The following is a 25,771-nucleotide window of genomic DNA, read 5'->3' on the forward strand; positions in this document are numbered from 1 at the left end:
ACGAAGGCCCGGGAGGCCGAATCATCGCGCGCTCGTTACGAATCGAATCGAGGGGTCACCGCCGCGCCTGCGTCGCCATCCTGAGCGCCAGCCCGGCGAGCACCGTACCCATCAGCCAACGCTGTACGACGAGCCACGCGGGGCGCCCCGAAAAGAACGACGCGATTGAACCGGCCATGATCGCCACGGCGGAATTGACGGCAAGGCTCGCGACGATCTGCATGCTACCCAGCGTCATCGACTGCGCGAGCACGCTGCCATGCGGATCGATGAACTGCGGCAGCAGCGACAGATAGAGCATCGCGATCTTCGGATTGAGCAGATTGGTGAAGAACCCCATCACGAAGAGCTTGCGCGGACTGTCGGGCGGCAGCGCGCGCACCTGGAACGGCGATCGGCCGCCCGGCTTGAGGGCCTGCCATGCGAGGTAGGCGAGATAGAGCGCACCGCCGAAGCGCAATGCGTCATAAGCGAGCGGCACGGCGAAAAGCAAGGCGGTGATGCCGAATGCCGTCGCCAACATGTAGAACAGAAATCCGAGCGCCACGCCGCCCAACGAGATCATGCCGGCGGTGCGGCCTTGGCAGATCGAGCGCGAGACCAGATACATCATGTTGGGGCCGGGCGTCAGCGCCATGCCGAGCGCGACGAGGCCAAACGCGAGCAGTGAACTGGATGTGGGCATTTCGTGAGCTCCCTCGACGCGAGGCGTATGGACCGGCCCATTATTTCACGGTTCGACCCTCGGCATGCCGCAACGGCTCCGCGGCTTCGATGCGCGCCTCGATCGCGGCGATGATGCCGTCGGCCCATCCGCGCAGCGCCCTCGTCCATGCGACTGTCGCCATCGAGCGAGCCATGATCTCGTAGACGCGAGCGCGCGGCACCTTCGAAGGCTTGGCGGGATCGAGCCAGTTTTCGTTATTGACGAGCAATTGCAGCGTCTCGAGACCGATGAAGATGGGCCAGAGACACGCGAGCCGCAAGCGGATGGACCACGCGGAAATGGCGAACGTATAGTCGAGCGCCGCGCGGTAGTGTTCGAGAGCGACGCCTACTAGCTCGAGCATGAGCGGTCGCGCACGCGCGCAAGCACCGGGCAGTTTCAGATCTTCGGGCGTGATCGCGTAGCGGCTCAGCATCGTCGTCGGCAGATAGCAGCGGCCGATGCGCAGGTCCTTTGCGCAATCGCGGAGCACGTTCGTCAATTGCAGCGCCTTGCCGAATCGCACCCCGCGCTCGATCGCCAGCGCCGGATCGCCCGCGAGCGAGCGCGGCGCATAAGCGTACGTCATCTTCGTCCAAAACTCGCCGACACACCCCGCAACGAGGTAGGTGTAGCGATCGAGTTCGGCCGGTTCGGCAAGCGCGGCGAGGCAGCCCGAGCGCTCGTCCGGAAACGTGCGCAAATCGAACTCCATCCCGCTCGTCAGCGTCATCACGACACCGCGCACCGCTTCGCGGTCCGATTCTTTCAATTGAGCGAGGATATGCAACGCGGGCTCGAGCGATTCCAGCAGGACCTTCTCATCGGATTGCGTTTGCCGCGCCGCGACTTCGCCGGCAAGACGCCGGGCGAATGCGCCGTCATCCGATGCGCCGTTCACTTGCTCGCGCAGTTCGTGCAGCAGCGCCAACCGTTGCGCCGGCTCGATCAACGACGTATCGGCGATCGTATCCGCTGCTCGCGCAAGCAAATAGGCGAGACCGACAGGCTCGCGCATGCCCTTGGGCAGTACGCGCAGCGTCAGGTAGAAGGAACGCGAAACGCCTTTCAATAACGGGCCGAGCAGGAACGCCCGGTCGGAATTACGCATGGATCAATTCGCCTCGTGTCGAGTGGATGCGGTGCTGCCGAATTGTATCCGGGAGCGCGCGAGCGCCAACCCCGAGAGACTTGCGGCCATGCTCACACGGTAAACTGTGCCCATGACCGCCTTGGCCGATATCGTCCTCGTCCTTCACGCACTCGTCGTTTCGTTCATCGTCGGCGGCTTCGCGGCGATATGGGCCGGCGCGGCGCTAGGTTGGCAATGGGTGCGCAACCCGGTTTTCCGGCTTTTGCACCTAGGCGCGATCGGTATCGTCGCACTCCTCGCCGTCGCCGACATCCCCTGTCCGCTGACCGTGCTCGAGACGTGGCTGCGTCACGGCGCGACGTCGAACCAAGGTTTCATCGAGTACTGGCTGCAACGCCTGATTTATTACGACTTTCCGCCTTGGGTCTTCACTGTGGCCTATTCACTGTTTGCGTTGCTCGTTCTCTGCACGTGGCGCTTCGTTCCGCCGCGCAGGCATCATTGAGCCTCGCGAGGCCACGCTCGGCCGATCACTGCTCACTGGCGGCCTCGAGCATCTTGGCCGCCTTGCGTCTGGCCGCATCGGCCTCTTGCGGGCGACCGGTGCGACTATAGAGTTGCGCGAGGTTGTTCAAAGCGCGCGCGAAATCCTTGCGATGCGATGAGGGATCCGCTCTCGATAGCGAATCGTAAAGCGCGATCGATCGGTGGAACGCATCCTCGGCCTCGCGCGGTCGATGGGTCCGGCTGTATAGGACACCTAAATTGTTGAACGTGCGCGCTTCGTCGGGCCGATAGTCGGTTGGCGCGCGGCCGCGCAGCCTTCGATAGATTCGCAGCGCCTCGACGTAAGTCTGTTGGGCCTCGGCCGCGCGGCCTTGCGCCCGATACAGCGCGCCCAGATTCGACAACGTGCGTGCGACGTCGCCGCCATTCAACACGAAGCTTTCGCGCGCGAGCTGACGTCGTATTTGCAACGCTTCGCGATAGGCCTGGTAGGCGTCGTCCCGCTTGCCCATGTCGCTGTCGAGATTGCCCAGATTGTTCAGCGTCCGCGCGAGTACCGGGCGGTAGGCCGCAGGGTTCTCGCTCACGAGCCGGCGATCGATTGCGAGCGCCTCACCGTAAGCGCCGTTGGCCTCGTCGTTGCGATGCATCATCTGGTAAAGCACGCCGAGGTCGTTGAGCGTCGCGGCAACGTCGGGTTCGTAAGCGCTCTTGTCGTGTTGCGCCAGCGCGCGATCGAGCGTGAGTGCTTCGCCATAGACTTCGAGCGCGTCTTCAGGCCGGTCCGAATCGCGATAGAGCATGCCGAGATCGGCAAATGCGGCGGCGACGGATGGACCGAATGCGAGGGGGTCGCCGCGCGCGAGTCCCCAGAAGATCCCGAGGGCGCGAAGGTAAGCCATCTCCGCATCCTTCCTCAACTGCAGCGCCGCGTAAAGACCGCCAAGCTTCAAAAAAAGCCGCCCCATGCGCGGACGCCATACGGTGGGCCGATCCTGCGCGAGCGACTCATAGCGGACGAGCAGCAACTCGTAAATCGGCTCTGCCTGCTCGAATAGGCGGAGCTCATCGAGCATGTCCGCGTAAGTCTCCGACAGCTCGATATCGTCGGGCTTCAGCGCGTGAGCCGCCTTGGCATAACCGAGCGCGCGCTCGGGGGAGAACCTGAGCCATTCGACGATGGATGCCTCGTGCCGGCGCGCCGCCGCGAGCGCGGAGGGGACCTGGGCCTCGCGCAGCTGTCCCGCGAGAAGCTTGGCGGCGGCGCCAAGTTCCAGATGGCCGACCGCACGGTCGACATCGAGCTCGGTCGGATCGGACGTTCGCGTCACCGATGTCTCGTGGAGCAGCTTTCGATACCGCGTGCTCCATTGCTGCGCCACCGCAACGAAATCGACGTCGGGATGGCTTTGCGCCATCGCCGCGAGCGCGGCCAGCACCGGCGCGGCATTCTCGAGCGCTTCCTCGCGCACCGCGGCAAGCATGATGTTGGCCGCGCGCGCGAGCGCGGCACGCTGATTGCTCGCCAGTCCGGCACGCTGAGCGGCTCGATTTGGCTCTTCGACGAGGCGCTCGACGACAGCTGCCGGCAAGCCGCAGTGGGCGCGCATGACGAGGCCTCGCTCCACGTCGCGTTCGGAAAACGCCGGGGAGCAATGACTCGTGGATGCGTCGGGTGCGGAAGCTTCGGGCGCGGCACCGGCATGGCACGACGACGCGACGGCCGAAGCGATCGCGATACTCGCGATCCGGGCGCGCATTCGTCTTTCTCTCATGGTGTCCCCGCCGCAATTGGCCGGCTTTGGAAACGATGTTACACGGCAAGGGTGGGGAAGTCCCCAACGGAAAGCGCGTTCGGGGTACCGCGTGAGCTTTCGTATGTTAAGTAGCGAACATCCGCGCGCCATCCTTCATTGATCTTTCGTGTGACGAGGCACATATATTGGGGATGGCTTCATCCCCGAGGGCCTATGCAGAGGGAAGCGACGAAGCAGGCACAGCCGTTGCGATGCCCACGCTGCGCAACGGCGTTGGCGGCGACCAGCGCAAACTGCCCGCGATGCGGGCAGCCCGTGCTGTTGCGGTTCGACGCTGGGCTTGCGATCCCGGACGATTCGCATTCGCCTGCGGCGACGCGCGAACGGCCGGGTCTCCCTGTGCTTCATCGGACGGCACGGCCACCCGCGCGAACGCGCACGGCGCTGCCGCGACGCCTCGCTCCCGCCGATGCGAACGGCGCTCGACGCTGGGGCGTTTCGGCCAGCGTAGCTGTGATTCTTTTCGGCTTTGCCGCCGGATTCGGCAGCTATGTGGCCATCACCGAACACGAGAATGCGCAGGAGATGTGGCGCACTGTCGAGGGCCGGTATGCCGAGGAAGCAAGCCGCGATACCCGCAAACCCGAAACCGACGAAGCGCGGGACGACTCGGCTTTGCCCCGCCCGGCGAGAAGCTCGGACTCGCTCGTCGCGCTGCTGCAGCAGCAGATCGAGAACGCACGCACGGACGATGCAAGCGATGCGACGCGGCTGGGCGATCCTAAGCACCCAAACCGTTCCACCGCGCAGCAACGCCGGGCGCCGCCAAGCGCGCCGGTCCCCGCGCAGCCCCAGACGTCGCCGACGGCAAACTTGAAGCCTCTGCCCACCGCAGGTGCGCCAGGCACGACCGAGGCGCCGCCCAAGCCGCCTGCCCGCGACTCAGCGGTAGTGCAAGCGCCAAAGCCTTTGGCGCGCGAACTCGCACTCGCGCAGACGCCTAAGCCCGCGGCGAGTGCGCCCGCACCGGCGCATACGCCGAAGCCCACGGCGAACGCGCCCGCACTGCCGCAAGCCCCGAAGCCCGCGGCGCAGCAACCGATACTGGCTGAAACAACCCAGCCTGCGGCACGTGAGCCTCTTCCTGCGCAGACCTCGAAGCCTGCGGCACACGAGCCCGTGCTGACCCAAACACCCAAGCCTGCGGCGAACAACCCGGCACCGGCGCAAACGCCGGCACAGCCTCTGCACGATCACGAACTGGCGCAAGCGCCGAAGCCCTCAGCGCATGAGCCGGCACCGCCCCAAACGCCAGCGCCTGCGCGAGCACCGGTGCCGACGCGAGCGCCGCCCACTAGCCTCGCAGTCGGGAACGAACCGAAGCCCGCACCCAGCAAGCAAACTCAGCAGTCCGAAGCGATCGCAGCCGCCGAGGCAGCAATTACAGCGAAACCGCCGGCGATCGCCAGCGCCCCATCAACGGCGATCATAGCGGCGATGGAAGCGCCCACTTCGCCGCATTCATCTTCAATACTTGCCAATGAGCGAACCGGCGAGCCAGCCAGTGCTCAGCCCACGGCGCCGCTCTCGACTCCTGCGCAACCGACATCTCGGACGCCTCCACGCGCTCAACATAGATCGCCGCCTTCGGCGCACGCCAAGCCTCGGTCGACAGCCACGGCTCATTCCCCATCAAGTGAGCGACCGCTCACTTCGCCAATGGCTCAGACGCAGACAGAAGCTTCACCGACGGTGACCCAAGAGCCGGCGATCGCGCGCGACGGCGAGCCGGGACCCGGGTCGACGACGTCGGCAAAGCCAGACGAGACCGCAAAGGCAATGGCGGCACCTGCACCAACACGCGCCGCCTCGGAGAGCTGCAACAGCGAAGATAGTTCGGCCTGCGAAACAATTGCCTCGGCCGCTGCCAATTCACAAAGCGCACAAAGCGAGCCGCGCAGCGAGGATGAAACAGCGAGAAGTTCGACCGGATCGGTCGAACAGGATGCTCGCGACGACGACGCGTCGCCTTCGCGCCCCGCCGCCAGCAAGCCGAGCGTGAGAAAGCGCCCTGTCGAACACGCGGCGTCGGCCGCGCCGCGGCATCCTGTCCGGCGGACGCACCGTCGCACGCTAGCTGTAGCTGAGACGCCGTCGCCGCGGGCATCTCAGCAATCTGATACACCGTTTTTCACGACGCTAAGGCCGCGGTGGCTGTTCCAAATGCCGACTGCCGAGCGACGGCGCGCACAGTTGTCGCAAATGCAGGTCGAGCTTTATCGAGGGCATTGATAGACAATGGGCAGATCGCCCGACGAGCTCACTGCCCGCGCGTCGCTCGCCCTTGCTCCCGAATCTGCTCGAGCGTCGCATTGGGCGTGCTGACTTCCTGCGGCACGCGAATCTCGATCAGTGCGGGGAGCCCGCTTTCGATCGCGCGCTCGAATGCCGGCAAAAAGTCTGCAGTCCTCTCCACCGTCTCGCCATGCGCGCCGAACGAACGCGCGAACGCCGCGAAATCGGGGTTCGTCAGCCCCGTGCCGTGCGGCCTACCCGGATAGTGGCGCTCCTGGTGCATGCGGATCGTGCCGTAGTGCCCATTGTTGACGACGATGAAAATGGCATTGAGTCCATACTGCATCGCCGTTGCAAGCTCCTGCCCCGCCATCATGAAGCAGCCGTCGCCGGCAAAGGCCACGGCAATGCGCTCTGGGTGGCAAACCTTCGCGGCAAGCGCGGCGGGCACGCCGTAACCCATTGCGCCGCTCGTCGGTGCGAGCTGCGTTTTGAACCGCCGATAGGCGAAGTGGCGGTGCAGCCAGATCGCATAGTTGCCGGCGCCGTTCGTCACGATCGCGTCGTCCGGCAACCGCTTGCGCAATTGCGCCATGATCTCGCCGAGCTGAACGTCGCCGAGCATCGGTCGCGGACGGCGCCATTCCAGGTATTCGCGATGCGCCTCCTCGGCGCTGCCCGCCCAGGCGGGCGTCGCGCGCGGATCGAGCGCGGCCAGCGCGGCCGTGAACTCGGGCATGCCCGACACGATCGGTAGGTCGGCCGCATAGACGCGCCCCAGCTCATCGGCGCCCTGATGGACGTGCACGAGCGTCTGTTTTGTCTTGGGAATATCGAGCAAGGTGTAACCGCCCGTGGTCGCCTCGCCCAGACGCGGCCCGATCACCAACAACAGATCGGCCTCACGGATCCGTTTCGCGAGCGCGGGATTGATGCCTAGCCCCACGTCGCCCGCATAGTTCGGATGGTCGTTGTCGAGCGTGTCCTGATAGCGGAACGCGCAGCCGACAGGCAACTGCCAACGTTCGGCAAAACCGCGCAAATCGGCGCATGCCTGCTCGTTCCACCCGCTGCCGCCGACGATCGCCATCGGCTTCTTGGCCGCTTCGAGCAGCTCGCGCAGTGACTCGATCTGCGTGGGCGCCGGGGCTGCCGCCACGCGCCGATACCGCGGCGCGGCGGGCACGGCGGGGCACGGGTCCGAGAGCATATCTTCCGGCAGCGCGAGAACGACGGGCCCCGGACGTCCTGAGCAGGCTGTGTGAAACGCGTGGCTTAGGTATTCGGGAATGCGGCGCGCGTCGTCGATCTGGGCGACCCACTTCGCCATCTGCCCGAACATGCGGCGATAGTCGATCTCCTGAAACGCTTCGCGATCGAGATGCTCGCGCGCGCATTGGCCGATGAAGAGAATCATCGGCGTGGAATCCTGAAACGCCGTATGCACGCCGATCGAGGCATGCGTGGCGCCCGGGCCGCGCGTGACGAACGCGATGCCGGGCCGGCCGGTCAGCTTGCCTGTCGCCTCGGCCATGTTGGCCGCCGCCGCCTCATGGCGGCAGACGACGGTCTGAATGCGCTCGCTCACGTCGTAAAGCGAATCGAGCACGGCGAGAAAACTCTCGCCCGGCACGCAGAAAACACGATCGGCGCCGTGCGTGAGCAAGGCATCGACGAGGAGACGCGCTCCCGTCACGGCGGCGGTATCGGCGGCGTTCGGCATGATGCGGTGACCTCCTGAATGAATTGGGTAGCTTGAGTCTTCAACACTCGACGATATTGACGGCCAGCCCGCCGCGCGACGTCTCCTTGTACTTCGTCTTCATATCGGCTCCCGTCTCGCGCATCGTCTTGATGACCGAATCGAGCGAAACGTAGTGGCTGCCGTCGCCGCGCAGCGCCATGCGCGCGGCATTGACGGCCTTTACCGATGCCATCGCATTGCGCTCGATGCATGGAATCTGCACCATCCCGCCGACCGGATCGCAAGTGAGCCCGAGGTTGTGCTCCATGCCGATCTCGGCCGCATTCTCGACTTGCTTGGGACTACCGCCCATGACGGCGGCGAGCGCGCCCGCCGCCATCGAGCACGCGACGCCGACTTCGCCCTGGCAGCCGACCTCGGCGCCCGAGATCGACGCATTGAGCTTGTAGAGAATGCCGATCGCGGCGGCCGTCATGAGGAAGTCGATGACGCCCTGCTCGTTCGCGCCCGCGACGAAGCGCGTGTAGTAATGCAGCACGGCGGGAATGATGCCGGCCGCGCCGTTTGTCGGCGCTGTCACGACACGCCCGCCCGCGGCGTTCTCCTCGTTGACGGCGATCGCGTAGAGGTTGATCCAGTCGACCATCGAAAGCGGATCGCGCAAGCTCTGCTCGGGACTCGCCGTCAGTGCCCGATACAGCTGCGGTGCGCGGCGCTTGACCTGAAACGGCCCGGGCAATGTACCGTCCGCATCGGGATTGCCGATACCGCAGCCGCGCGCGACACAAGACTGCATGACGTCCCAGATCTTCAGCAGGCCGGCGCGCGTCTCTTCGTCCGTATGCCAGGCGCGCTCGTTTTCCCACATCAATTGCGCGATCGTCTTGCCCGTCGACGCGCAAAGCCCGAGCAGCTCGTTACCGGTGCGAAACGGGTGGGCGAGCTCATCGACAGCCGACAGCACCTTGGTATTCGGCGCACCTGCCGTCACCACGAAGCCGCCGCCAACCGAAAGGTACGTGCCCTCGCGCAGCGTCTCGCCGGCCGCGTCGAGCGCACGCAGCTTCAGGCCGTTCGGATGCTCGGGCAAAGCCTGGCGATAGAACGCGATGGCCTCTTTCGGCACGAAGTCGATCTCGTGCTTGCCAATGAGGGCAAGACGCCTCGACTTGCCGACCGCTTCGATCCGCGCGCCGATCGTATCGGGATCGACTGTATCGGGCGCATCGCCCATGAGGCCGAGCATGACGCCGCGATCCGTGCCATGGCCCTTGCCTGTCGCCCCGAGCGAGCCGTAGAGCTCGACCTTGACCGAAGCCGTCGATTCGAGCTGCCCGTCGCGTTCGAGCCCCTGCACGAAAAGGAGCGCGGCCCGCATCGGCCCGACGGTATGCGAGCTGGAAGGGCCGATACCGATTTTGAAGAGATCGAAAACGCTGACTGCCATTTACTGCTCCGGAAAACTGCCGTTTCGAATCAAAAATTCAAAGGCGCAAAGCACAGGGCGGAACCATCGAGCCACGCTCGCTCAGCGCGCCGCCAACGGCAAGCAGACGGCGAGCCACGCCGGAGGCTGCGGCTGCAAGCGCTGCGCAACGGGCGCGTAGCGTCCCGACAACCGCGCCGCGAGATGAAAGAGCTCAGCCGCGTCTTTCGGATCCCATTGCCCCGAGAAACCCGGCACGCCGGCTTCGCGCCGCTTGGCGTCGAACGGAACGCGTGAGCCGACGAATTCTTCATGCGTCTTCTCGCCGAGCGCATAAGGCACGAGCCAATTCAGTGCCAGCGCGAGCGAAGCACCGTTCTTGCCTCGCTCCATCAGCCAATTCCGGTTATGTCGGCGCGCGGCCAAGGCGGCGTACACGAGCGGTTCGAGATCGTAGGCGACGTAGTGAAGCGCATCGCGCTCGGTAAAATCGAACGTCGTTCCATCAGATGAGACGTTGTTCGTGATCTGCTCGACGAAGAGACGCTGAGCAGCGTTGATGAGCTTGCGATCGTCGAGCGTGAAGGCCGCCATCGCCACGAGCTTGACGCGATGACTCTCCCAGTTGTTACGGTAGGTGTCGGCAAGAGGACGCGGCTGCGCATCGATTCGTGCGACATAGCCGTTCGCGAGCGCCGCGATGAATGCGCCCGTGGCGTTGCGCGTCTTGACGGGCAACGCGCTTGCCGTCAAGTCGTACGCGAGGATCATCGCGCCGAAATGCGTTTCGTCGATCGGATCGTAGCTCGGGCGATAAGTGGTAACCCATGCGCTGAGGAAACGATCGACGAGCCTCAGGTAACGTTCGTCGCCCGTCGCGCGCCAGACGAGGGCCGCGTCGCGCATCAGATCGAGATCTTGCTCGGCCTCGACACTTTCGTCGTAGATGCCTTCATGCGGCAGCGTGCCTTCGGTGTGCAATCGTGCTAGCGGTTTCGGCGCGTCGTTGAGCCGAGTCGCGACGCGCTTCATCAGCGTTGCGACGGCGGGCGCAGCATTCGCCCGTTCGCTCGTCTGCAGCGCCGGCGCCGCGCAGAAGTTCATCGCCGCACGTGCCCCGCTGGCCGGGGCCGCCGCGGCCACGCAAGCCAGGAACCAGAGCCAGAGCCAGAGCGATGCGCGTTTGCTCGATTCCCATCGGGCCGGCTCCCCGGGTTGGCCCACCATACGCGTCGTCGTCGGCACCTGTCGCACCATGCGTCGCTCCTTCTCTAGCTTGATCGCGGTGACAGATGTTAGCCGGTATTGGGGGCGCGTAACGTATAAAAAAGCAACATACGACCATTGCGCCCGATTCACGCGAAGTGAACCGGGCGCGGCAGACAACAGACACCCGGCAAGACCGTCACGCGTAATCGGCAACGGGCACGCAAGAGCAGAAGAGATTGCGGTCGCCATAAGCGTTGTCCGCGCGGCCGACGGGCGGCCAGTATTTCTTCGCGACGAGCGACGGCAGCGGGTAAGCCGCCGTTTCGCGCGAATATGCATGCTTCCATTCGTTCGCCGTCACGGCGGCTGCCGTATGCGGCGCATGCTTGAGCGGATTGTCCTCGCGATCGGCGCGGCCCTCTTCGACGGCGCGGATCTCCTCGCGGATCGCGATCATCGCTTCGATGAAGCGATCGAGTTCCTCCTTCGATTCGGACTCGGTCGGCTCGACCATCAGCGTGCCCGGCACCGGGAAGCTCATCGTCGGCGCATGAAAGCCGAAATCGGCGAGGCGCTTCGCCACGTCGTCGACCGTAATGCCGCTCGTGTCCTTGATCGCGCGCAAATCGAGAATGCATTCGTGCGCGACGAGGCCGCCGGCACCCGAGTACAGCACCGGGTAGTGGGCGCTCAGCTTCTTCGCGACGTAATTCGCGTTGAGGATGGCCACCTCGGTCGCCGCCGTCAGATTCTTGGCGCCCATCATCGCGATGTACATCCACGAGATCGGCAGAATCGACGCCGAACCATAAGGCGCCGCCGAGACCGCTCCGATGCCGCTTTCCGAGCGGCGATAGCCGGTGGACGTCTGATTCGGCAGGAACTGCGCGAGATGCGGGCCTACCGCTACCGGACCGACGCCCGGGCCGCCACCGCCGTGCGGAATGCAGAACGTCTTGTGCAAATTGAGGTGCGAGACGTCGCCGCCGAATTGCCCCGGAGCCGTGAGACCGACCATCGCGTTCATGTTCGCGCCGTCGACGTAAACCTGTCCGCCATGGGCATGAACGATTTCGCAGATTTCGCGTACGTTCTGCTCGAACACCCCGTGCGTCGAGGGGTACGTGATCATGATCGCCGCAAGCTGGGCCGCATGCTCGGCGGCCTTCGCTTTCAGATCGTCGATATCGACATTGCCTTCTTCATCGCATGCCACGACGACGACCTTCATGCCGGCCATATGCGCCGACGCCGGGTTCGTGCCGTGCGCCGAAGCCGGGATCAGGCAGACGTCGCGGTGACCTTCGCCGCGCGAATCGTGATAGGCGCGAATGATCAGCAGTCCTGCATATTCGCCTTGCGAGCCCGCATTCGGTTGCAGCGAAACCGCCGCGTAGCCGGTCGCGGCGACGAGCATCTGTTCGAGCTGATCAATCATCTCGCGATAGCCGGCCGTTTGCGCGGCCGGGGCGAACGGATGAATGCGGCTGAACTCGGGCCATGTGACAGGCAGCATCTCCGAAGTCGCGTTGAGCTTCATCGTGCACGAGCCGAGCGGGATCATCGAACGGTCGAGCGCGAGATCCTTGTCCGCGAGGCTGCGCAGATAGCGCAACATTTCGGTCTCCGAATGATGCCGGTTGAAGACGTGATGCGTGAGGTAAGCGCTCGTGCGCACAAGCGCTTCAGGCAGCGGCGCCGCTTCGCCCTCGCCGGCCCGCCCGCCCTGGCTTCCCTCTGCCGAGGCACGGAAAAGCGCCGCGTCGAGCGCATCGATATGCGGCACGTCGATCGCGCCGGCCGCGTTCGCGAAGACCATGAGCAGATCCGCGAGATCCGCACGCGTCGTCGTTTCGTCGATGGATACCCCGACACGCGAATCGCCGATGCGGCGCAGGTTGATGCACGAACGCTGCGCCGCCTCATGGACCAGCGCGGTGCGCGCGCCCGTTTCGATCGTCAGCGTATCGAAGAACGTATCGTTGACGATCGAGTAACCGAGTTGCCTGACGCCGGCCGCAAAAAGCGCGGCGATCCGGTGCACGCGCTGCGCGATCGTCCTGAGACCGTGCGGGCCATGATAGACCGCATACATGCTCGCCATGATGGCGAGCAGCGCCTGCGCCGTGCAGACGTTCGACGTCGCCTTTTCGCGGCGGATATGCTGCTCGCGTGTTTGCAGCGCGAGGCGCAGGGCCGGATTTCCTTGCGCGTCGACGGTCACGCCGACGAGCCGTCCCGGCATTTGTCGCTTGAATTCGTCGCGCACGGCGAGATAGGCTGCGTGCGGCCCGCCAAAGCCGACGGGCACGCCGAAGCGCTGCGAGTTGCCGACGGCCACGTCGGCGCCCCACTCACCCGGCGGCGTCAAAAGCGTCAAGGCGAGCAGATCGGCCGCGACGACGACGTGCCCGCCGGCCGCATGAATCTGCTCGGTGAGCGAACGGTAATCGCGCACATGGCCGTCTACGCCCGGATATTGCAGCAGCACGCCGAATGCGTTCGATTGAGCCGCGGCATCCGCAGGACCGACCCGCACCTCGATGCCGACCGGCCGCGCACGCGTGCGCACGACCTCGATCGTTTGCGGCAGCACATCATCGGCAACATAGAAAACGTTGGACTTCGGCTTCCCGACGCGCTGCAGCAGCGTCATCGCCTCCGCGGCGGCCGTCGCCTCGTCGAGCAGCGAGGCATTCGCGATCGCGAGCCCCGTCAGATCCGTCACCATCTGCTGGAAGTTCAGCAGCGCCTCAAGGCGACCTTGCGAGATTTCGGGCTGATAGGGCGTATAGGCCGTGTACCAAGCCGGATTCTCGAGCACGTTGCGCAAGATGACCGTTGGCGTATGCGTGTTGTAGTAGCCCTGGCCAATATAGGAGCGAAACACCTGGTTCCTGCTCGCGAGCTCGCGCAGCGCCGCGAGCGCCTCCGCCTCGCTCTTGGGCTCGGCGAACGGGCCGAGCGGCAGCGGCTCGGTGCGGCGGATCGCCGGCGGAATGACCGCATCGACGAGCGCGGCCCGCGACGCGAATCCGAGCGCGTCCAGCATCTTCTGCTGATCGACAGCGTCCGGGCCGATGTGCCGCTCGGCGAAGGCGTCATGCACTTCGAGCGCGGCAAGCGAAACGGGGGTGCGATTCATCAGGCGATCCGGGTGTTCGAGCTTCATGTTGGCAGGCTTTCAGCTTAGTGCGCGCGGCGGCCTTTTCGAGGAGCCGTTTCCGACCAGCGCGGAACGGAAACGAACGAGACGTAAAAGGCAATGCGCCGCGCGGGCAGTGGCAAGGAAATTCAGTCGATCAGTTTCGAGTACGCGGCAGCGTCGAGCAGCTTGTCGGTCGAGGCGCCGGGAGCGAGCTTGATCTTGAAGAGCCAGCTCGCGTAAGCGTCGTTGTTGACGGCATCGGGCGTATCGAGAATCGACTCGTTGACTTCGACGATCTCACCCGAGACGGGCGAATAGATATCGGAGGCGGCCTTCACCGATTCGACGACGCCGACCGCGTCGCCAACCGTCACCGTCTTGCCGACTTCCGGCAGTTCGAGAAAGACGATGTCGCCGAGCGTGCTTTGCGCGTGATCGGTAATACCCACCGTCAGCGTGCCGTCGGCTTCGGTGCGCAACCACTCGTGTTCGTCGGTGTACTTGAGATCGGCCGGAACGTTGCTCATCGGATGCTCCTGAGAATGGAAGAAATACGTCGGTAAAACAAACGCTTGACGCGCGCTTCGAGCGGCGTCGGCCCTCAAGCGACGAGCACCTTGCCGTTGCGCACGAACGGCAGTTTTACCACGCTTGCGTTGAACGTTTTGTCGCGGATCTCAACTTGCACCGTGTCGCCCGGCTGCACTTCCTTCGGCACGCGCGCGAACGCGATCGATTCCTGCATCGTCGGCGAAAACGTGCCGCTCGTGATGTCGCCCTCGCCGGCCGCCGTCAGCACCTTCTGATGCGCGCGCAGCACGCCGCCCGCCTTGCCGTTTTCCTTGCGCAAAACGAGCCCGACGAACGCGCGCCGCGAGCCGGCCGTTTCGAGCGCTGAGCGGCCGACGAACTCGCGCGGAGCCGACAGATCGACCGTCCACGCCAGCCCGGCGTCGAGCGGCGAGATCGATTCGTCCATGTCCTGCCCGTAAAGATTCATGCCCGCCTCGAGGCGCAGCGTATCGCGGGCGCCGAGGCCGCACGGCCGCACGCCTTGCTCGTGCAACGCCTGCCAGAACGCTTCGACCTGCGCGGCCGGCACGATGATCTCGAAGCCGTCCTCGCCCGTATAGCCGGTGCGCGCGACCGTCAGATCGCCGAATGGCGTCGCGAAGACGCGCGCCGCATTGAAGGGCTTGAGCGCCTCCGTTGCCTGCTGCACGGCCGGCACCGCTTGCCATACCTTTGCGCGGGCATGTGGCCCTTGAACGGCGACGATCGCCAGATCGCGCCGCGGCGCGATGGTGAGCGCAAAGCCGCGTTCGGCGTTGAGGCGATTAAACCAGGCGATGTCTTTGTCGGCCGTGCCGGCGTTGACGACGACGCGGAAAAAATCGTCGGCGAAGTAATAGACGATCAAATCGTCGATGACGCCGCCGTTGTCATTCAGCAGACAAGAATAAAGGGCGCGGCCAGGCGTTTGCAGCTTGGCGACGTTGTTGGCGAGCGCGAATTCGAAAAACGCGCGGGCGCGGGGGCCGGTGAAATCGACGACGCACATGTGCGAGACGTCGAACATGCCCGCGTCGCCACGCACCGCCTGATGCTCTTCGATCTGCGAGCCGTAGTTGACGGGCATGTCCCAGCCGCCGAAATCGACCATGCGTGCGCCGAGCGCGCGATGGGTGGCGTGAAGGGGGGTGCGTTTCAAATCGGTCATCGGGGCCTCGGCGCTTACGGTATCGCGAAAACAAAAAAGGGCCATGCCGATCACACTGCGCGCCAATCCGATGGGTGGCGGCGGCAAATCATGCATGCCCCCTCTGTCCTCGGTACCTGAGAGATTGCGCTGCCGCGAACGATCGAATTCTTTCGTTCGCGATTGAACGCGCGCCCCTTCGGTGGGCAGCCTGCCTGGGCCCTTGCTTCGCTTCGCGCATACGGCGCGGTGGCTTGCGATGGGCCGCCTCGACCGGTTGGGGCCGACGGGCTACTGCCGCTCTCCAGAGTGCGAAACGCCGCGAGCAATACGGAGCGTTTCGACGCGGTCGGTCCTTTTGCCTGAGAGTTTGTGGGTGTGCCCCTTCGGCGGCGTCGCAGGCGGACAAAAATCCGTCGCGGACGCGCTCTCCCGACGCGTGGCCGCAATTTACGCGACGGTGGGGGGCTTGTCAAACGAGAGGAGGCGCGGACGCTCGCAGACGCGAGAAAACAGGCTGGACGAAGCCAGCCTGTTCAAAGTGTGTCTTTACTTCGTTCTTCTGCTCCGCTTTGGCTTACTTCCCGGCCGTCGCCTCGCACTTCTTCACGAACGAGGCCTTCGCGGCGCCCGCGAGCGGTTTGCCGTTCGAACCGACGGCCTTCGATTCGCAGCTGGCCTTCGCTTCGGTCTTCATGCACTTCTTCAAGAATGAATTCTTGGCTGCGCCGGCCAGCGGCTTGCCGTTCTTGTCGACGGCCTTCGCCTCGCAGCTCGAGCCCGACATGGCCGTGTTGCCCGACGTGGCGGCGGGTGCCGATGCCGACGTTTGCGCATGGGCCATCCCTGCCATGAACAGACCGGCGATTGCTACCGCGATAAATCGTTTGAACATGACCAACCCCTCCTTAGTGGCGTGAAGCGAGGCGCTTCACATGCCCATAACGAGGGGCGGGGCACTCCGGTTGACGACGATCGCGATCAAGACCGCGGCAGCCTGCTCCGTCACCGCGTTGCACGCCGAAGAACAGGCCGCCGATCGCTCAAATTCGCAGATTCGTCCTGGCGAGCTCCATGACTTCGTCGCCGCGACCATTGATGATGGCCTTCAGCATGTAAAGGCTGAACCCTCTCGCCTGCTCGAACTTGATCGCGGGCGGAACCGCCAGCTCCTGCTTGGCCGTCACCACGTCGACCAACACCGGCCCGTCGTGCGAAAACGCGCGCCGCAGGGCGCCCTCGAGTTCCTCGGATTGCTCGACGCGCAGACCAAGTACCCCCATCGCGTTAGCCATCGCCGCAAAGTCGGGATTCGTCAGATCCGTACCGGTATCGAGGTAGCCGCTCGCCTTCATCTCCATTGCGACGAACCCGAGCGTCGAGTTGTCATAGACGATCACCTTCACGGGCAAGCCGAGCTGAACGAGCGAGATGAAATCGCCCATGAGCATCGAGAAGCCGCCATCGCCGGAAAGCGAAATGACCTGCCGCCCCGGAAATGCGGCTTGCGCGCCGAGCGCTTGCGGCATCGCGTTGGCCATCGATCCGTGGTTGAACGAGCCCAGCAGCCGGCGCTTGCCATTCATTTCCAGATAGCGCGCCGCCCAGACAGTGGGGGTTCCGACATCGGCGGTAAAAATCGTGTCTTCATCCGCCAACTCGCTCACGAGGCGTGTCAGGTACTGCGGATGGATCGGCCGGCCCGCGGGCGATGGGTGAGCCAGATCGTCGAGCCCCTGACGCGCATCGGCGTAGTGCTTGAGCGCCGCACCGATAAAGCGCCGATCGGCCCTGCGCTGCAGTCTCGGCAGCAATGCGTCGATCGTCTCAGCGACGCCTCCCACGATACCGAGCTCGAGTTGCGCACGGCGCCCCAGCGCGTCGGGATTGATATCGATCTGGACGATCTTGGCATTGCCCGGATAGAAATGTCGATAAGGGAAGTCGGTACCGAGCATGACGAGCACGTCGCAGTTGAGCATCGCCTGGTAGCCGGAACTGAACCCGATGAGCCCCGTCATCCCCACATCGAACGGGTTGTTCCATTCCACGTGCTCCTTGCCGCGCAGCGCATGCACGATCGGCGCGCCGAGCTTGTCCGCCAGCGCGACGACCTGATCGTGCGCGCCTGCGCAGCCGCTGCCGCAAAGCAGCGTGATCGCCTCGTGGGCATCGAGCAAGCTCGCAAGGCGAATCAACTCGGCGTCGTCGGGCACGACACTGGCGGGAAGCGGCGGTGTCCAGCGCGTGCCCACCGATGCGGCCTCCTGCAGGGCGACGTCACCGGGGAGCACGATGACGGCGACGCCTCGCTTGGCGATCGCCGTGCGCATCGCGCGATGCAGAACGTGCGGCATCTGCGCGGCATTCGTCACGAGCTCGACGAAGTGGCTGCATTCCTTGAACAGCTCTTGCGGATGCGTTTCCTGAAAATAGTTGAGGCCGATCTCCGACGACGGGATGTGTGCCGCGATCGCTAGCAGCGGCACATGATTGCGATGCGCGTCAAAGAGCCCATTAATCAGGTGAAGATTGCCCGGACCGCAACTGCCCGCGCAAACAGCGAGCTGGCCCGTGACGGCCGCGTCGGCACCGGCCGCGAACGCGGCAACTTCTTCGTGTCGCACGTGCATCCACTCGATCGTCTTCATGCGACGCAACGCATCAGAGAGACCATTGAGGCTATCGCCCGTCACGCCCCAAATACGTTTGACGCCAGCTTGCTCGAGCGTTTTCGCCAGTTGCTCCGCTACGGTGATGTTGGCCATCGGATGCTCCTTGGTAGTGTCGGGTTTGACTGCCAGGAATAGGTCGGTCAGCGCAAACTCAAACCAATGATAGGAGGTTGTCGTCGGAGCCGTCGGTAAAGTGCGCACGCTCGACGCAGCGCGGCGCGGGCGTTGGCGCGCCCCCTACCTGGCGCCTAAGAAGCGCCCGTGACAGAAGCGTGTCAGCGCGCTCATCAGTGTCTCGATGCCGAAGCTTTTTCACGCTTTTACCAGCGGTTACATTGCTTACCGCAACTAATGTCGATCGGCGGCGGTCAATTGCGGCGGTAAACGAACAAGGCCTCACAAAGGAGGCCGAATAACGCCGGCTTCGTCGACTTTCACGACGTGCTTCTGCGTGCCACCAAACGCAAACACCCGCGAACCTTCGCATTGCGCGCGGCACCTGGGGCAAAATGCCTTGCCATCCATCGATCACAGGGAGAATCCATGCAACGCCGTCGATTCATTACGATGACCAGCGCCGCACTTGCGTCGGCAGGACTGTCCCTGACCGGTTGCACGACGACACCGATCTCGTCGGGCTCCTCCGCCGAGGCAAACGCCGGGAAACGGCAATCGATCGACGCGGATGTCAACGAAACGCTCGCGCGTCTTTACAACACGGTTCATGGCTCGCGCGAACTCGTCCAGCAGGCGCGTGGGGTCCTCGTGTTCCCATCGGTCATCTCGGCCGGCTTCTGGTTTGGCGGCCAGTACGGCCAGGGCGCGCTGCGCGTCGGAGAAGAGACGCGGGGCTACTACAGCATCGCGGCGGCATCGTTCGGGCTGCAGATCGGCGCGCAATCCAAAGCCATCATCATGCTGTTCATGACGCAGGAAGCGCTCGACAAGTTCGTACGAAGCCAGGGCTGGGCGGCCGGCGTCGACGCGACCGTCGCGGTCGTGAAGGTCGGAGCGAACGGCAACATCGATACGTCGACGGCGATGAATCCCGTCGAGGCCTTCGTGCTGACGAACGCGGGACTCATGGCGGGCGTGTCGCTCGAAGGGACGAAGATTTCGCGCCTGCTGATCTGAATCGGCGATCGTCCGGTCGCTCAAACCTTCAGGTCGGGTAATTCGTAGCTCGTGCTGCGGCCGCCCGCAGCTGACCTTCGCAACGCCCCATGTGAAACGAGCCCGCTGATGTCGCGCAGCGCGGTATCCGGAGAGCATTTCGCGATCGAGGCCAACTTGCTGCTCGTCAACTTGCCATCGAACCCATCGAGCAGGCGATTCAGCAATTTGATTTGCCGCTCGTTCATCGGCGTGCCAGCGAAGCGTTGCCAGAAGCGCGCCTTGGCCAATACTGAATCGAGCACGTGGTGCGCCTCGTCTACGGCGCGGTGCACCGTCGCGAGAAACCAGCTCAACCATTCCGTGACATCGAGCGCGCCTTTCTGCGTGCGCTCGAGGATGTCGTAATAGGCCTTTCTTCCCTTTTGAATCTGCGCCGATACGCTGTAAAAGCGCTGTGGACTGTCGTCTGCTCGCGCTAGCAAGAGATCGCCGATGGCTCGTGCGATTCGGCCGTTGCCGTCGTCGAACGGATGCAGAGTGACAAACCACAGATGGCCCAGACCCGCTTTGACGAGCGGGTGCTCATCTGTTTCACCGTTAATCCATTCCAGAAAGTGTCTCGTTTCCGCTTCGAGACGATGCGCCGGTGGCGCTTCGAAATGCACGCGCTGCCGGCCGATCGGCCCCGATACCCGCCCTCTGGAATCATCGCGCCAAGCGCCGACGCTGATACGCGACATGCCCGAATAGCCGGTCGGGAAGAGCGCGGCGTGCCAGCCGAAGAGACGCTCACGCGTGACGGCAAGCTCGCAACGCAGCGTGGCATCGAGGATCATTTCGACGACACCATCGACGTGACGGTCAACGGGTGCCAATGCGCCGATGTCCACGCCCAAGTGCCTGGCAATCGAAGAGCGCACCGATTCGACGTTCAGTTGCTCACCTTCGATTTCGCTCGTCTTGACGACGTCATCCGTCAGCGCGACCAAGCTCGCCTGGTCGCGCAACGACATGCCGATGTCAGCCAGTCGGCCCAACAGCAGGCCTTGCGCACGGCCCACGTCGGTAAGCGAGCCGGCTAGGGCAGCGAGGTCGTACCGCCACCTCGGCCACTCGGGCGATTCCCAGACGTAGGCATAATCTCCGCTTTTCATGCGGAGATTATCGGTCGTATTCGCCGCGGCGGCAAGACGCGAAACCTTCGAAAAGATCGACAGCAGGGTTTTAAGGTGTTGTCACGATACGGGCAGGCATGCGTCGGTCCGACGTCCTTCTGCACGCCGTTCTTAGGTAGCTAGTGCGCCGCTTTCAAGCAATGAGCCGGCTCACGGATCACCGACGTCAACATGACAAATTTGAAATCATCGCGTCAGTGTCCAGACAGCAGCTACCGACTACGATGATCACAAGTGAGCGAGCTTTAGCAGGTATCGAGAAGTGGCCTTCCACACGATTCGCGAGTGAGTTCACGGAGCAGCACAGTTAGAAAAGTGTAGTGGTTTCAAGCGTCATCGAGCTTGGGCATTTTTGCCCGTCAATCTTGATATTTAATAAGGAGTCCTAATCATGTCGAAGATTCTTGCTGGTCTCATCGTCGCCGTCGCTGCCGTTGCCGCCCCGACTCTGAGCTTCGCCCAATCGAATGGCCCGGTCACACGCGCACAGGTCCGTGCCGACCTCATTCAGGTCGAGCGGGCTGGCTACAACCCGGGACTTGCCGACGACGCCAACTACCCGGCCGACATCGAAGCTGCGGAAGCGAAAATCGCCGCTCAACGCCCGAACCAGTCGGCACGGCAAGACGCGCCACAACCGGCAACTCAAGATGTCGGCGGTACCACGCAAAGCAGCCCCGCCTCGTCGGGTGCGCCAGTGCGCATCGCGGTAGACACCGCGTGTATCGGCCCCGCGACGTTTTGCGATCCGTACTTCGGCAAGTAATGCTGACGGGTGCGTGCGGATCCTGTGCAGCCGCTCTGGCACAGGATTGCGCCTCACATATCGCGGCGCCCTGTATCGGCTATAGCCGCCGTGCACCCGAACCAGCGGTTTCCGATCCGCGGCGAGCGGTGCCGATTGATATGTCGCGCGACCTAATCCCGTCTGAAAAATATATTTGACGTCTGACGGGTGCTCTCGCACTATTCACACCTCAAAGCGCACGCCATGCCCGCCGCGAGCCGACGCGCAGGCTGTCGACGTGCCGCCAACCCCGCAACGCCCACCGGCTCACCCGGGAGCGACTCCGTTTCGATCAAGCAATACCCAAGGAATACAGATGCCCGACTATCGATCACGCACTTCGACGCATGGCCGCAACATGGCCGGCGCCCGCGCCCTGTGGCGCGCCACCGGAATGAAAGACGGCGATTTCGGCAAGCCCATCATCGCCGTGGTGAACTCGTTCACCCAGTTCGTGCCGGGTCATGTGCATTTGCGCGATCTCGGGGCGCTGGTTGCCAAGGAAATCGAAGCGGCAGGCGGAGTCGCCAAGGAATTCAACACCATCGCAGTGGACGACGGCATCGCCATGGGTCACGGCGGCATGCTTTATTCGCTGCCTTCGCGCGAGCTGATCGCCGATTCGGTCGAGTACATGGTGAACGCGCATTGCGCTGACGCGATGGTCTGCATTTCCAATTGCGACAAGATCACACCGGGCATGCTGATGGCCGCAATGCGCCTCAACATTCCGGTGGTGTTCGTATCGGGCGGTCCGATGGAAGCGGGCAAGGTCACATCGCCGACGAGTGGCCAGGTCATCGCGAAGATCGACCTTATCGACGCGATGATCAAGGCCGCCGATCCGAAAGTCAGCGATGCCGAAGTGGCTGAAGTGGAGCGCAGCGCTTGCCCGACATGCGGCTCCTGTTCGGGCATGTTCACGGCGAACTCGATGAATTGCCTGACCGAGGCGATCGGCCTTGCGTTGCCCGGCAACGGCACGCTCGTCGCCACGCACGCATGGCGCAAGGGCCTCTTCGAACGGGCTGGCCGCCTCGTCGTCGACCTCTGCCGTCGCTACTATCAAGAAGAAGACACCTCCGTGCTGCCACGAAGCATCGCCACCAAGCAGGCATTCGAAAATGCCATGGCGCTGGACGTGGCAATGGGCGGCTCGACCAATACCGTGCTGCATCTGCTGGCAGCCGCACAGGAAGCCGGTGTCGATTTCACGATGTCCGACATCGACCGCATATCGCGCAAAGTGCCATGCCTTTGCAAGGCGGCACCCGCGACCGATAAGTACCATATTGAAGACGTGCATCGTGCCGGCGGCATTCTGGGCATCCTCGGCGAGCTGGCAAGGGCCGATCTCATCGATCTGTCTTGCGGTAACGTGCACAGCGGCACGCTTGGCGAAGCGATTGCCAAGTGGGACATCGCCGGCGGCGCGGGCGAGCAGGCGCAGAGATTCTTCCGCGCGGCTCCCGGCGGAATCCCGACGACCGTCGCGTTCAGCCAGGAAGCGACGTTCGCGTCGCTCGATACCGATCGCAAAACCGGCTGCATTCGCAGCAAGGCGCACGCATATTCGCAAGACGGCGGCCTCGCGGTGCTCTACGGCAACCTCGCCGAGAAGGGCTGCATCGTCAAGACAGCGGGTGTCGACGAATCGCAATGGGTCTTCTCGGGGCGCGCCCGCGTCTTCGAAAGCCAGGACGAGGCTGTCGAAGCCATTCTGGGCGACAAGGTCGTACCCGGCGACGTTGTCGTGATCCGTTACGAAGGACCGAAAGGCGGCCCCGGTATGCAGGAAATGCTGTATCCCACGTCGTATTTGAAGTCGAAGGGCCTCGGCAAGAGCTGCGCGCTCTTTACCGACGGTCGTTTCTCCGGCGGCTCGTCAGGGCTCGTGATTGGGCATGCATCGCCCGAAGCGGCCGAGGGTGGCACGATCGGTCTCGTGGAAGATGGCGATGTCATCGAAATCGACATCCCTAAGCGCAAGATCCACTTGGCAGTGCGGGACGACGAACTGGCGAGCCGCCGGCAAGCGATGGAAGCGCGCGGCGACAAAGCGTGGATGCCGACGGATCGCGAACGCGTGGTGTCGCAAGCGCTGCAGGCCTACGCGGCGCTGGCCACTTCGGCCGACCGCGGCGCGGTGCGCGATATCTCGCAACTGAAGCGCAAGTGATGTAGCACGGCTCCATCGCAGTCACGCGATCGGGGCCGCGAGTATGGCGAGCGCCGGTGCCGGTCATCGCCGCGCTGATCGCAAGTGCGCCGATCAGCGCCAACCGCCTACCCTGTGCAACGACTCCATAGTCGCCATCGCATCGACGCTGCTCTGTCTTTTTGCGATACGCAGCTAGCGTAGCTCGTACGTTGCAATCAGTGGCGCCAGCGCAATTTCTGGCACCTCCCAATCCGGCACAGCCTCGCGCATGCAGTCCCGGCGGAACACCAGCTTATTTTTCAGGTCGGGTCGAAACTCCTCGAGCGCGGCAATCCACTCCTGCTCGATTCTCACGGACCATTTCGCGGCAAAAAGTCCCGCGGTGGCCAAACTCATCAATGCATCCGCCATGGCGATCGGATAGAGAACGCAGGCGTCCAACAGCGCTGTGTAACGTGCGTTACCTGCCATCAGTAGTCCAATCCCAATTCACGCGCGTTATCCGCCATGCGCTCCAGTGCAGATATTTGCTTCTCGCGCATCTTCTTGGCATAGGCCACCAAGTCGTCGAAGCCAATCCGTCTGTGCGTACCCACCATCCGATGTGGAAGCCTCCCTGCTTCAATTTCCTTGATCACAAACGGTCGCGATACGTTCAGAAAATGCGCAGCCTCGACGGTCGTGAATTCTCGTTTGGTCGGGATGAGGGTAATGGGCCGGCCTTCGCTCATGGCTCCGAGCAGTTGCCCAATGAGCTTCAATGCGGCGGGTGGCACCTGGACGGATGGATGTTCACCCTTGTCGGTAGTGAGAGTGATGGCCGCCGCCCGCGAATGGTCGAGCGCTTCCATGATGCAACGCTGTGCAACACGCGCCATTTCGAGTTCCGCATCTGTAAGCGGTGGCGGAGTCACTTCGTGAAGTCGATCTACAGTAGGCATATACGTCCCCTTTTTGTTGCGGAGATGCGAGGTATGCCTTGCTCCTTGTTGGGCAAGGAGAGTAGGCGGATATCTGCATTAAATGCAACGACTGCATTATATGCAACCGCCGCGTATTCCGCTAGGCAGCGGCGCGAACCCCGTCATCTGCCTGCGAGCGCGCTGAGCGTTCCGGAGCGCGGCCATTTCGGCCGACCGCGGCGCGGTGCGCGATATTTCGCAACTGAAGCGGAAGTGATGTAGCACGGCTCCATCGCAGTCACGCGATCGGGGCCGCGAGTATGCCTCCGGTGCCGGTCATCGCCGCCGCTGATCGACGAAAGCGCCGATCAGCGTCAACCGTCTACTCTGGGCGCTTACGTCAAAGCCTTTTTCCCTCAGTGTCATCGGAGTTCAATGTAGTTTGGCTTTAAAGAAGCCGAGCACCTTCTCATCGAATTGCTCGTGAAAGGCAACGCGATCGAATCCCTTCGCGTCGACGCATAGCGCGGGCGCATCCTTCGTCAATTCCGTAGGGCAAGGTGCGAGGAAAGCGAAATGCGCCGCGCCGGGGACAACGTGGAATTCAGGGCTTTGGGGGAGCGCGTGGGCAAGCGCCGGCATGGTTTCGGGCAGCACGCCGTCTCCACCGAACTGGGAAGCCCAGAGCTGGATCGGCGCTTTCACGTCTTTCAGGCTAGCCGATGTCGGAAACTCGTCGAGCGGGTCCGCCAGCACATACGCTTTGATCCGCGCATCATGCGCCAAGGGTCCCGCTGGAATCTCTTTGCGCTCGATTTGTTGGCAAATAGGGAGCTTAGGGTCCGGGCATGGAACGTTGGCGTCCAGGAAGTCCGGGTTACCGCCAGCCAGTACCAGCCCGGTGTACCCGCCACGCGAAAAGCCGAAGAAGCCTATCGTTTCGGGATCGATCTTCGCAGCGTCCGGCGACCTGTCCAACATGTAATCGATGAGACGCGTAATGTCGGTCGGACGCTCGACGAATACGGATATGTCGGCCTGACGGCTGGTATCGGAGAACGAATCGCCTGGATGATTGATCGCCGCCACGACAAAGCCGGCGTCGGCAAGCCTCTCGGCAATATCGTGGTGATTAAGGAACGATCCGGTGTGACCGTGTGAAATCACGATCAACGGCAACCTTGCGCCGACGGTCGGACAGTCGGGTCTTCCTGACAGGACGTACGGACCGATCGGTATTTCCCGTGCCGCAGCCGCGCATGGCGTCCACACTATCGCCCTCAATGCTGGGCCGTTGGCGTCGGGCGGAATGTTCACGAGCTTTATTCCCGCAGCCTGTGAGATCGTCGTCGATAAGCAGAACAGCGCAATGGATATGAGTTTTCTCATGATGTTGTTTTTCTTAACGAA

General features: G+C 63.5%; 20 protein-coding genes and 1 riboswitch. Of the genes, 4 read left to right on the forward strand and 16 right to left on the reverse strand.

Translation table 11 applies throughout. From position 1 onward, the window contains the following. Nucleotides 1-55 precede the first annotated feature (55 nt). Entirely contained in the window at nucleotides 56-685 is a 630-nt protein-coding gene (locus C9I57_RS25075) for a LysE family translocator (RefSeq protein WP_107153281.1), read from the reverse strand. Nucleotides 686-725: 40 nt separating this feature from the next. Next, nucleotides 726-1,817 carry a phytoene/squalene synthase family protein gene (locus tag C9I57_RS25080; protein ID WP_107153282.1) on the reverse strand — a complete coding sequence of 364 codons (1,092 nt, stop codon included), beginning with the start codon at nucleotides 1,815-1,817 and terminating at the stop codon, nucleotides 726-728. 112 nt (nucleotides 1,818-1,929) lie between these two features. Between C9I57_RS25080 and C9I57_RS25085 the strand changes: the two genes are divergently transcribed. Beyond that, entirely contained in the window at nucleotides 1,930-2,304 is a 375-nt protein-coding gene (locus C9I57_RS25085; protein WP_107153283.1) for a DUF2784 domain-containing protein, read from the forward strand. A 25-nt stretch (nucleotides 2,305-2,329) separates the two neighbouring features. Here C9I57_RS25085 and C9I57_RS25090 read toward each other — a convergent pair whose 3' ends face one another. The 10 genes from C9I57_RS25090 to poxB form a co-directional block, all read right to left on the reverse strand. Continuing rightward, a complete protein-coding gene (locus C9I57_RS25090; protein ID WP_181321946.1) occupies nucleotides 2,330-4,081 on the reverse strand; it encodes a tetratricopeptide repeat protein in 1,752 nt (583 codons plus the stop codon). A 1,706-nt stretch (nucleotides 4,082-5,787) separates the two neighbouring features. Continuing rightward, complete coding sequence (locus tag C9I57_RS32510) at nucleotides 5,788-6,114, reverse strand: hypothetical protein (RefSeq protein ID WP_146166259.1); 327 nt, start codon at nucleotides 6,112-6,114, stop codon at nucleotides 5,788-5,790. A 269-nt stretch (nucleotides 6,115-6,383) separates the two neighbouring features. After that, a complete protein-coding gene (locus C9I57_RS25100; protein WP_107153286.1) occupies nucleotides 6,384-8,081 on the reverse strand; it encodes a thiamine pyrophosphate-binding protein in 1,698 nt (565 codons plus the stop codon). A gap of 40 nt (nucleotides 8,082-8,121) precedes the next feature. After that, nucleotides 8,122-9,510: an L-serine ammonia-lyase gene (locus tag C9I57_RS25105; protein ID WP_107153287.1), complete on the reverse strand. Its 1,389-nt coding sequence runs from the start codon at nucleotides 9,508-9,510 to the stop codon at nucleotides 8,122-8,124. 81 nt (nucleotides 9,511-9,591) lie between these two features. Next, nucleotides 9,592-10,746, reverse strand: coding sequence for an alginate lyase family protein (locus C9I57_RS25110; protein WP_107153288.1), 1,155 nt, complete (start codon nucleotides 10,744-10,746; stop codon nucleotides 9,592-9,594). Nucleotides 10,747-10,894: 148 nt separating this feature from the next. Continuing rightward, nucleotides 10,895-13,870: an aminomethyl-transferring glycine dehydrogenase gene (gene gcvP / locus C9I57_RS25115; RefSeq protein ID WP_107153289.1), complete on the reverse strand. Its 2,976-nt coding sequence runs from the start codon at nucleotides 13,868-13,870 to the stop codon at nucleotides 10,895-10,897. A gap of 122 nt (nucleotides 13,871-13,992) precedes the next feature. After that, nucleotides 13,993-14,373 (reverse strand): glycine cleavage system protein GcvH, encoded by a 381-nt coding sequence (gene gcvH, locus C9I57_RS25120; protein ID WP_107153290.1) that lies wholly within the window; start codon nucleotides 14,371-14,373, stop codon nucleotides 13,993-13,995. A 74-nt stretch (nucleotides 14,374-14,447) separates the two neighbouring features. Beyond that, a complete protein-coding gene (gcvT, locus tag C9I57_RS25125) occupies nucleotides 14,448-15,566 on the reverse strand; it encodes a glycine cleavage system aminomethyltransferase GcvT (RefSeq protein ID WP_107153320.1) in 1,119 nt (372 codons plus the stop codon). Between the two features lie 319 nt (nucleotides 15,567-15,885). After that, nucleotides 15,886-15,990, reverse strand: a riboswitch (glycine riboswitch). A gap of 132 nt (nucleotides 15,991-16,122) precedes the next feature. Continuing rightward, nucleotides 16,123-16,440 (reverse strand): hypothetical protein, encoded by a 318-nt coding sequence (locus tag C9I57_RS25130; protein ID WP_107153291.1) that lies wholly within the window; start codon nucleotides 16,438-16,440, stop codon nucleotides 16,123-16,125. A 148-nt stretch (nucleotides 16,441-16,588) separates the two neighbouring features. Then, nucleotides 16,589-18,313: a ubiquinone-dependent pyruvate dehydrogenase gene (gene poxB, locus C9I57_RS25135; RefSeq protein ID WP_107153292.1), complete on the reverse strand. Its 1,725-nt coding sequence runs from the start codon at nucleotides 18,311-18,313 to the stop codon at nucleotides 16,589-16,591. Nucleotides 18,314-18,763: 450 nt separating this feature from the next. Between poxB and C9I57_RS25140 the strand changes: the two genes are divergently transcribed. Beyond that, the gene (locus tag C9I57_RS25140; RefSeq protein WP_018441423.1) at nucleotides 18,764-19,354 is read left to right on the forward strand and encodes a BPSL1445 family SYLF domain-containing lipoprotein; all 591 of its coding nucleotides are present in this window, start codon (nucleotides 18,764-18,766) and stop codon (nucleotides 19,352-19,354) included. A 20-nt stretch (nucleotides 19,355-19,374) separates the two neighbouring features. Here C9I57_RS25140 and C9I57_RS25145 read toward each other — a convergent pair whose 3' ends face one another. Further along, nucleotides 19,375-20,490 carry a Fic family protein gene (locus tag C9I57_RS25145; RefSeq protein ID WP_107153293.1) on the reverse strand — a complete coding sequence of 372 codons (1,116 nt, stop codon included), beginning with the start codon at nucleotides 20,488-20,490 and terminating at the stop codon, nucleotides 19,375-19,377. A gap of 412 nt (nucleotides 20,491-20,902) precedes the next feature. On the opposite strand from C9I57_RS25145, the gene C9I57_RS25150 reads away from it, so the two are divergent. Both C9I57_RS25150 and ilvD read left to right on the forward strand, forming a co-directional pair. Continuing rightward, on the forward strand, nucleotides 20,903-21,277 hold the full coding sequence (locus C9I57_RS25150) for a DUF4148 domain-containing protein (protein WP_107153294.1): 375 nt from the start codon (nucleotides 20,903-20,905) through the stop codon (nucleotides 21,275-21,277). A gap of 337 nt (nucleotides 21,278-21,614) precedes the next feature. Further along, nucleotides 21,615-23,477, forward strand: coding sequence for a dihydroxy-acid dehydratase (ilvD, locus tag C9I57_RS25155; protein WP_107153295.1), 1,863 nt, complete (start codon nucleotides 21,615-21,617; stop codon nucleotides 23,475-23,477). 174 nt (nucleotides 23,478-23,651) lie between these two features. On the opposite strand, the gene C9I57_RS25160 is transcribed toward ilvD, so the two are convergent. The 3 genes from C9I57_RS25160 to C9I57_RS25170 all read right to left on the reverse strand — a co-directional run bounded on the left by C9I57_RS25160 (nucleotide 23,652) and on the right by C9I57_RS25170 (nucleotide 25,750). Beyond that, nucleotides 23,652-23,930: a hypothetical protein gene (locus C9I57_RS25160; protein ID WP_258187810.1), complete on the reverse strand. Its 279-nt coding sequence runs from the start codon at nucleotides 23,928-23,930 to the stop codon at nucleotides 23,652-23,654. Next, the gene (locus C9I57_RS25165) at nucleotides 23,930-24,400 is read right to left on the reverse strand and encodes an excisionase family DNA-binding protein (RefSeq protein ID WP_107153296.1); all 471 of its coding nucleotides are present in this window, start codon (nucleotides 24,398-24,400) and stop codon (nucleotides 23,930-23,932) included. The genes C9I57_RS25160 and C9I57_RS25165 overlap by 1 nt, the downstream gene beginning before the upstream one ends. A 393-nt stretch (nucleotides 24,401-24,793) precedes the next feature. Next, nucleotides 24,794-25,750 (reverse strand): alpha/beta hydrolase family protein, encoded by a 957-nt coding sequence (locus C9I57_RS25170; protein WP_107153321.1) that lies wholly within the window; start codon nucleotides 25,748-25,750, stop codon nucleotides 24,794-24,796. Nucleotides 25,751-25,771: the final 21 nt, after the last annotated feature.

Origin of the sequence: Trinickia symbiotica, assembly GCF_003028655.1 — a bacterium.
Taxonomy (GTDB): domain Bacteria; phylum Pseudomonadota; class Gammaproteobacteria; order Burkholderiales; family Burkholderiaceae; genus Trinickia; species Trinickia symbiotica_A.